The 7,406-nt window shown below is 75.0% G+C and carries 6 protein-coding genes; 2 read left to right on the top strand and 4 right to left on the bottom strand.

Annotation, left to right across the window (positions count from 1 at the left end):
• Positions 1-118: 118 nt before the first annotated feature.
• The 4 genes from AB0O40_RS22435 to AB0O40_RS22420 form a co-directional block, all read right to left on the bottom strand.
• The gene (locus AB0O40_RS22435; RefSeq protein WP_365044402.1) at positions 119-2,485 is read right to left on the bottom strand and encodes a DUF3488 and transglutaminase-like domain-containing protein; all 2,367 of its coding nucleotides are present in this window, start codon (positions 2,483-2,485) and stop codon (positions 119-121) included.
• Positions 2,482-3,816, bottom strand: coding sequence for a DUF58 domain-containing protein (locus AB0O40_RS22430; protein ID WP_365044399.1), 1,335 nt, complete (start codon positions 3,814-3,816; stop codon positions 2,482-2,484). Before AB0O40_RS22430 ends, AB0O40_RS22435 begins: the two co-directional genes overlap by 4 nt.
• Positions 3,816-4,844 (bottom strand): MoxR family ATPase, encoded by a 1,029-nt coding sequence (locus AB0O40_RS22425; protein WP_365044396.1) that lies wholly within the window; start codon positions 4,842-4,844, stop codon positions 3,816-3,818. The genes AB0O40_RS22430 and AB0O40_RS22425 overlap by 1 nt, the downstream gene beginning before the upstream one ends.
• Positions 4,845-4,991: 147 nt before the next feature.
• On the bottom strand, positions 4,992-5,537 hold the full coding sequence (locus AB0O40_RS22420) for a carbonic anhydrase (protein WP_365044393.1): 546 nt from the start codon (positions 5,535-5,537) through the stop codon (positions 4,992-4,994).
• A gap of 316 nt (positions 5,538-5,853) precedes the next feature.
• Between AB0O40_RS22420 and rsmH the strand changes: the two genes are divergently transcribed.
• Positions 5,854-6,810, top strand: a complete 957-nt coding sequence (rsmH, locus tag AB0O40_RS22415) for a 16S rRNA (cytosine(1402)-N(4))-methyltransferase RsmH (RefSeq protein ID WP_365044390.1) — start codon at positions 5,854-5,856, stop codon at positions 6,808-6,810.
• 82 nt (positions 6,811-6,892) lie between these two features.
• Positions 6,893-7,360 carry a hypothetical protein gene (locus tag AB0O40_RS22410; protein ID WP_365044387.1) on the top strand — a complete coding sequence of 156 codons (468 nt, stop codon included), beginning with the start codon at positions 6,893-6,895 and terminating at the stop codon, positions 7,358-7,360.
• The last annotated feature ends 46 nt before the right edge of the window (positions 7,361-7,406 follow it).

Below are 7,406 nucleotides of genomic sequence, written 5' to 3'. Positions count from 1 at the left end.
GTTTGAGGCGCGGGGTCCGGGGCGGAGCCCCGGTTTCGGGATGGGGGTCCCCCCGGACGGAGTCTGGGGGAGGGCGGGGAGGGGACCGGCTCCGCGCAGCGGCCCCCGACCCGGCCCGTCAGCCGCGACCCCGCAGGGGGATCCGTACGGACGACAGGCGGCGGACCACCGCATCGCGCGCGGCGGCGTACCGGTCCGTGAGGGTCCAGCGGACGCGGACGGCCGAGCGGGGGGCCAGCAGGGCGCGGAGCCGCGGCAGGCGGCCGGCCCCGGCCAGCAGCGCGGCCCGGACCCGGAGGATGTCCTCCGCAGAGGCCGGGCCGACCTCGGCCGACGGGGCGTACAGGGACCGCTCCACCGCGGAGGCGACCCGGTGCACCGCCTCCGCCTCGTTGACCTCCAGCTCACCCCGCCGCACGATCCGCGCCGCCGCCTTGCGCGGCGACAGCGCCTCGTCCGGCTCGATGCCCAGGTCCCAGGCGATGTCGCCCAGCTCCCGCCAGGCGTCCAGCGGGTCGCCCGAGGACAGCCGCCGCCTGCGCAGCCGCGCCCGCCACAGCACCGGCAGCAGCGGCAGGGCGAGGACCAGCAGCACCGCCGCGGCGGTCCCGAGCAGTGCGGGCCAGGACGGCCCGCCGTCGTCGGAGCCGGCCGCGACGCCCGCGGTGGCCCCGCCGCACTCGCCCAGCCGCTTCAGCTCGGGCGGGCAGTCCTGCCCCGTGGACGGGGTGGGGGCCGGCGCCTGGGTCCGGCCCGGGAGCTCGGCCGCCGGGTCCGAGGGCCGGTCCGTCGGGGTGGTCGGCCGGGTGTAGGAGGGCGTGCTGCCGCGCGAGGGCGTGGGCTCGAAGCGGGTCCAGCCCACCCCCTCGAAGTACAGCTCGGGCCAGGCGTGCGCGTCCCGCAGCCCCACCGACCAGCTGCCGTCCGGCTTCGCGGTGCCCGCGGTGAAGCCCACCGCCACCCGCGCCGGGATGTCCAGGGTCCGCGCCATCGCCGCCATGGTGAAGGCGAAGTGGACGCAGAAGCCCTCCTTCTGCTTCAGGAAGGCCGTGATCGCGGCCGTGCCCGAGCCGGAGGCGGTGCGGGTGTTGTACGTGAAGCCGCCGTCGGAGGCGAACCAGTCCTGGAGCCGCACCGCCTTGGCGTAGTCGCTCCGGGCGCCCCGGGTGACCGACAGCGCGGTCTGCGCGACCTGCTGCGGCAGCGAGTCGGGCACCTGCGTGTACTCGGCGAGCACGTTCGCGGCCGGCCGCTTGGCCTGCTCCAGCTGTGCGGCCGTGGGCATCACCTGGAGGCTGCGCACGGTGTACTGCGCGCCCCGGGTGTTCTGCCCCCGGTCGCCGACCAGCGTCCGGCCCACCGGTTCGAAGCGCCACTTGCCGCCGATGTCCACCGCGATGGCCGGGTAGGGCATCGGCAGGTACGTCTGCGCGTACCAGCCGGCCGCCGAGATGCTGGTGCGCACCTCGGAGGTCTGCACCTCCTGGTTGAGCCCCGGCGGGTCCGGCAGGTGGTCCGGGACGGCCGTGATCTCCCGCTCGGAGGTCTTCCAGGACGTGCCGTCGAACTGGTCCAGGGCCACGATCCGCAGGTACTGCTCCGCGGTGGTGCGGCTGTCGGTGCGGTAGCGCAGCACCTCCCGGTCCTCCGGGACGTTCAGGCTGCTCTGCAGCGACACCAGCGGGTTGACCGCCGAGATGGTGCCGCCGCCGGGGCCGTCCCCGTCGCCCTTGCCGCTGCCGTCCAGCAGCCCGCCGTGCATCGCCGGCAGCGCGGCCGGCACCAGCAGCGCGACGCCCAGCGCCACGGCGCCCAGCCGGCGCCCGGTGCGGACCGGGGCCAGCGCGCCCCCGCCGGCCGTCAGGCCCGCGTTGGTCCGGCCGCGCGGGGCGCCGCCGAAGACCCGGCCCCACTGCGAGAGCCGGTCCCGGCCCTCGGCCAGGAGCAGCAGCAGGTACCCGGCGCCGGCCAGCAGGAACCACAGCCAGTCCGCGCCGCTGCCGGTGAGCCCGGCGGCCACCGAGTACAGGGCGAGCAGCGGCAGGCCCGCGGCGGCGGCGCTGCGGAAGGTGACCGCCAGGGCGTCCACCAGCAGTCCGACCAGGAGCACCCCGCCGAGCAGCAGCAGCCGGATCCCGTCGGTCAGCGGCGCCGGGCTCGCGTAGTTGCCCACGTCCGCCGCGCCGTCCGCGAAGAGGTCGGCCAGGCCCTGCACCGCGGCGGGGCCGGGCAGCACCCCGGCGAACGCCCGCTCGCCGGCGAACAGCACGGTCAGCAGGAGTACGGTCACCACCAGCTGCGCGAGCACGGTCAGCGACCGGGCCAGCGGCACCCGGCGGGTGCCCATGCCCACCCCGGCCTGGACCGCGGCCAGGACCGCGGCCTGCGGCAGCCAGCTCGCCGGGTGCACCAGCGGCAGCAGCGCGCAGGAGGTCATCAAGGTGGCCGCCAGTGCGCACAGCGTCAGTCTCGCCCGGCCGCTCATGCCCATCCCCCCGAAGTACCGCGGCCCGCGGGGGCGTTCCCCGCCTGCCGCCACAGCTGCGTCAGCGTCGTCCCCGGCTCGGCCGGCAGCGCGGTCCAGCCGGTCTCCCGGAGCCGGCGCAGCCGGTCCGCGGCCGTGCCGTCCGGCCGGCCGCCCTCGGCCCAGGCCCCGGAGTCCAGGACGAAGGCCACCGCGGCGCCGGTGCGCTGGCGCATCTTCGCCGCGAGCTCGGCCTGGGGCTCGTCCAGGTCGCCGAGGAAGGCGACCAGCAGGCCCTCGTTCACGCTGCGGACCGCGTCGTGGGCGCGGGAGAGCCCGGCGCCGTCGGAGTGCCCGACCACCGCGAGGGTGTCCATCATCAGTCCGGCCGCCTCGGCGGACTCCTGGCCGCCGGCGGAGAACCCGCCGGAGCCCTCGCCGCCCACGGCGGTGCCGGTGTCGGTCAGCAGCCGCACCGAGTAGCCGTGTTCCAGCAGGTGCAGCAGTACCGAGGCGGCGCCCGAGACGGCCCATTCGAAGGCCGAGTCGGGCCCGGCGCCCTGGTAGGCGATCCGCCGGGTGTCCAGCAGGACCGTGGCCCGGGCCCGCTGCGGCTGCTCCTCGCGGCGCACCATCAGCTCGCCGTACCGGGCGGTGGAGCGCCAGTGCACCCGGCGCAGGTCGTCGCCGTGCCGGTAGCCGCGCGGGATGACGTCGTCGTCGCCGGCGAGCGCGAGCGAGCGCTGCCGGCCGTCGCCGTAGCCGGCGGACTCGCCGGTCAGCCGGATCCGGGGCAGCGGCTCGGTGCGCGGTATCACCGTCAGGGTGTCGTACTCCCGGAACGACCGGGTCAGCTCGACCAGCCCGAAGGGGTCGGTGAGCCGGAGCTGGAGCGGTCCCAGCGGGTAGCGGCCGCGCAGGTCGGAGCGGACCCGGTAGGAGACCTCCCGCCGGCCGCCGCCCTCGACCCGGTCCAGCACGAAGCGGGGCCGGGGCCCGAGGACGTACGGGACCCGGTCCTGGAGCATCAGCAGGCCGGTGGGAAGCCGGGAGACGTTGTTCATGCGCAACTGGACCCGGGCCTCGGCGCCCGCGGGCACCCGGCCCGGGGTCAGCCGCCGGGTGCCGCTGACCCGGTGCTGGGTGCGGTGCAGGGCGACCGTGCAGATCAGCGGGAGCACCGCGAGCAGCAGGCCGACCCGCAGCAGGTCGCCCTGGCCCAGGACGTACGCGCAGACCGCGGCCGCGATCCCGGCGGCCAGGAAGGACCGGCCGCGGGTGGTCAGCCCGGACAGCGCGGAGCGCAGGCCCGCGCGCCCGGACCCGTCGGCCGGGCGCGGTGCGGACTCCATCAGTAGCTCCGCTGGCCCGGGGGCTGCGTGCCGTACCCGGCGGTCCCGGTGCCGCCGCGGACCGCGGCGGTCGGGACCGGGGTGCGCTGCACGATCTCGGCCACGACCTGCTCGGCGCTGCGGCCGTTGAGCTGGGCCTGGGCGGTGGGCAGCAGCCGGTGCGCGAGCACCGGGCCGGCCAGTTCCTGCACGTCGTCGGGCAGGACGTAGTCCCGGCCGCCGAGCGCGGCGGAGGCCTTGACGGCCCGCAGCAGGTGCAGGGTGGCCCGCGGCGAGGCGCCCAGCCGCAGGTCGGGGTGGTTGCGGGTGGCCGCGACCAGGTCGACGATGTACCGCCGGACCGGGTCGGCGACGTAGACGTCCCGCACGGCCTCTATGAGCTTGACGATGTCGTGGGCGTGCGCGACGGCCTGGAAGTCGTCGAGCGGGGAGACCCCGCCGTGCACGTCGAGCATCTCCAGCTCGGCCTCGGGGCTGGGGTAGCCGACCGAGACCCGGGCCATGAAGCGGTCCCGCTGGGCCTCGGGGAGGGGGTAGGTGCCCTCCATCTCGACCGGGTTCTGGGTGGCGACCACCATGAACGGGCTGGGCAGCTCGTAGGTGGCGCCGTCGATGGTGACCTGGCGCTCCTCCATCGACTCCAGCAGCGCGGACTGCGTCTTCGGCGAGGCGCGGTTGATCTCGTCGCCGATCACGATCTGCGCGAAGATCGCGCCCGGCTTGAACTCGAACTCGCGGCGCTGCTGGTCGTAGATGCTGACGCCGGTGATGTCCGAGGGCAGCAGGTCCGGCGTGAACTGGATGCGCTGGACCGAGCAGTCGATGGACTTGGCCAGGGTCTTGGCCAGCATCGTCTTGCCGACGCCGGGGACGTCCTCGATCAGCAGGTGCCCCTCGGCGAGCAGCACCACCAGAGAAAGCCGCACGACCTCGGGCTTGCCCTCGATCACGCGCTCCACGGCACCGCGCACCCGCTCCGCGGTGGTGGTCAGATCAGCGAGGCTCGCTCGATCGTCATAGGTCGTCACCCGGCCCTCCTCGGCCCTTTCCCGGGCCGACGCCCTGTGCGCATGACCGGCCCACCCCAAACACATGGACGTCCACCGGAAACGGTCCTGACGGTTTCCGGGCAGGCGTCACCCCGCATTCTTGACGGCGCGACGCCTCCCTGTCACTCAGGAGACGGGGTCGATCTCCCGGAGCAGTCCCGTGTGGACGTCGAAGACGAAGCCCCGCACGTCGTCCTTGTGCAGGAGGAACGGCGAGGTCCGCACCCGCTGCATGGACTGCCGGACGTCCTGGTCGACGTCCCGGAAGGCCTCGACGGCCCACGCGGGACGCTGGCCGACCTCCTCCTCCAGCTCGTGCCGGAAGTCCTCGGTCAGGCTCTCGAGTCCACAGCCGGTGTGGTGGACCAGTATCACCGCGCGGGTGCCCAGCGCGCGCTGGCTGATCGTGAGTGACCGGATCACGTCGTCGGTGACCACGCCGCCCGCGTTGCGGATGGTGTGGCAGTCGCCGAGCTCCAGGCCGAGCGCGGCGTGCAGGTCGAGGCGGGCGTCCATGCAGGCGACGACGGCGACGTGGAGGACCGGCCGGGCGTCCATGCCGGGGTCGGAGAAGCCCTCGGCGTAGCGCTGGTTCGCCCCGACGAGGAGGTCGATGACGGTGCCGGCCTTCGCGGGTGCGGACTCTGCGGGCGGGGATGCGGGAGACGTCATGACTACGACGTTAGTGCTCACACTTGAGCGGAGCAGGTGTGAGGCTGGACAAACGAGATCAACGAACCTTGTTGTGAGCTAACCCACAGGGTCGAGGATGGCGCACCCGATCGGGTGATATGCGTCTTTTGCCGGATTACCCGACCCGCCCGGGCGGCGCGCGGGTCCGGTTCGTTGACCGCGCCTACCTGTGGACTAAAGTGGCGCGAACCGGCCGGGGGCCCGGCACCGCCCGCGCCCCGACCGCACAACACCCCCGCGTGCGCGGCGCGTACGTCCACGTACTCGCAGGTCGCGCCGTTATCTGAGAGGGCGCATGAGCCAGACCCGACACGTCCCGGTGATGCTCCATCGGTGCCTGGACCTGTTGGCCCCGGCGCTGGAACGGCCCGGGGCGGTCGTCGTCGACTGCACCCTCGGCCTCGGCGGTCACAGCGAGGCCCTGCTGACCCGCTTCCCCGAGGTCCGCCTGGTCGCCCTGGACCGCGACAAGGAAGCCCTGCGGCTCTCCGGCGAGCGCCTGGCGCCCTTCGGCGACCGCGCCACCCTGGTGCACGCCGTCTACGACGAACTGCCCGAGGTGCTGCAGCGGCTCGGCATCCCCAAGGTCGACGGCGTCCTCTTCGACCTCGGCGTCTCCTCCATGCAACTGGACGAGGCCGACCGCGGCTTCGCCTACGCCCAGGACGCCCCGCTCGACATGCGCATGGACCAGACCACGGGCATCAGCGCCGCCGAGGTCCTGAACACCTACCCGGCCGGCGAACTGGTCCGCATCCTGCGCGCCTACGGCGAGGAGAAGCAGGCCAAGCGGATCGTCTCGGCCGTGGTCCGGGAGCGCGAGAAGGAGCCCTTCAGCAACAGCGCCCGGCTGGTCGAGCTGATCCGCGACGCCCTCCCGCAGGCCGCCAAGCGCACCGGCGGCAACCCCGCCAAGCGCACCTTCCAGGCCCTGCGCATCGAGGTCAACGGCGAGCTGACGGTCCTGGAGCGGGCCGTCCCGGCCGCCGTCGCGGCCCTCGCCGTGGACGGCCGGATCGCCGTCCTGTCGTACCACTCGCTCGAGGACCGGCTGGTCAAGACGGTCTTCGCGGCCGGCGCCGCCAACACCGCGCCGCCCGGGCTGCCCGTGGTGCCGGAGAAGTACCAGCCCAAGCTCAAGCTGCTGACCCGCGGCGCCGAACTGCCGACCGAGGAGGAGGTCGCCGAGAACCGGCGCGCCGCCCCGGCCCGGCTGCGCGGCGCCCAGCGGATCCGCGAGGACGACCTGTGACGGCCCCGGGTCGTGTCCGCGAAGGAGAGCCGGCCCGCGCCGCGGGCGGCGACACCCGTACACCGGAGGACCGGAGGGGCGCGTGATCAGGCGGGGCATCCCGGCAGGGCGGCCGGGACGACCGGGGCGGCGGGGGCCGTCCCCGGCAGCGGGGGCCGCGCGCACCCCGTTCGTACTGCTGGTCGTCGTGCTGCTCGGCGGCGGCCTGATCACCCTGCTGCTGCTGAACTCGGCCCTCAACCAGGGCTCCTTCCAGCTCAGCCGGCTCAAGAAGGACACCACCGCGCTCACCGACGAGCAGCAGGCCCTGCAGCGCGACGTCGACGCCTACTCGGCGCCCGACGCGCTGGAACGCCAGGCCCGCCGGCTGGGGCTGGTACCCGGCGGCAGCCCCGTCTTCCTCGGCCCCGGCGGCCGGGTGGGCGGCGTACCGGCCCCCGCCACCGCCCCGCCGCCGCCCAGCACCGCCCCCGAGCGGGCGTCCGGCACCGCCCCGGACCCCGCCGCCCGCACCTCGTCCGCGAAGCCCTCACCGACCCCTGGCAGGTGACCTCGTGACCGCCCCCGCACGCCCCCGCTCCGCACCGCCCCGCCCG

This window comes from Streptomyces sp. NPDC089919 (assembly GCF_040684615.1).
In the GTDB taxonomy this organism is placed as follows: Bacteria; Actinomycetota; Actinomycetes; order Streptomycetales; family Streptomycetaceae; genus Streptomyces.
Note: the sequence above shows the minus strand (reverse complement) of the source record. Positions and strands in the feature narration are given on the sequence as shown.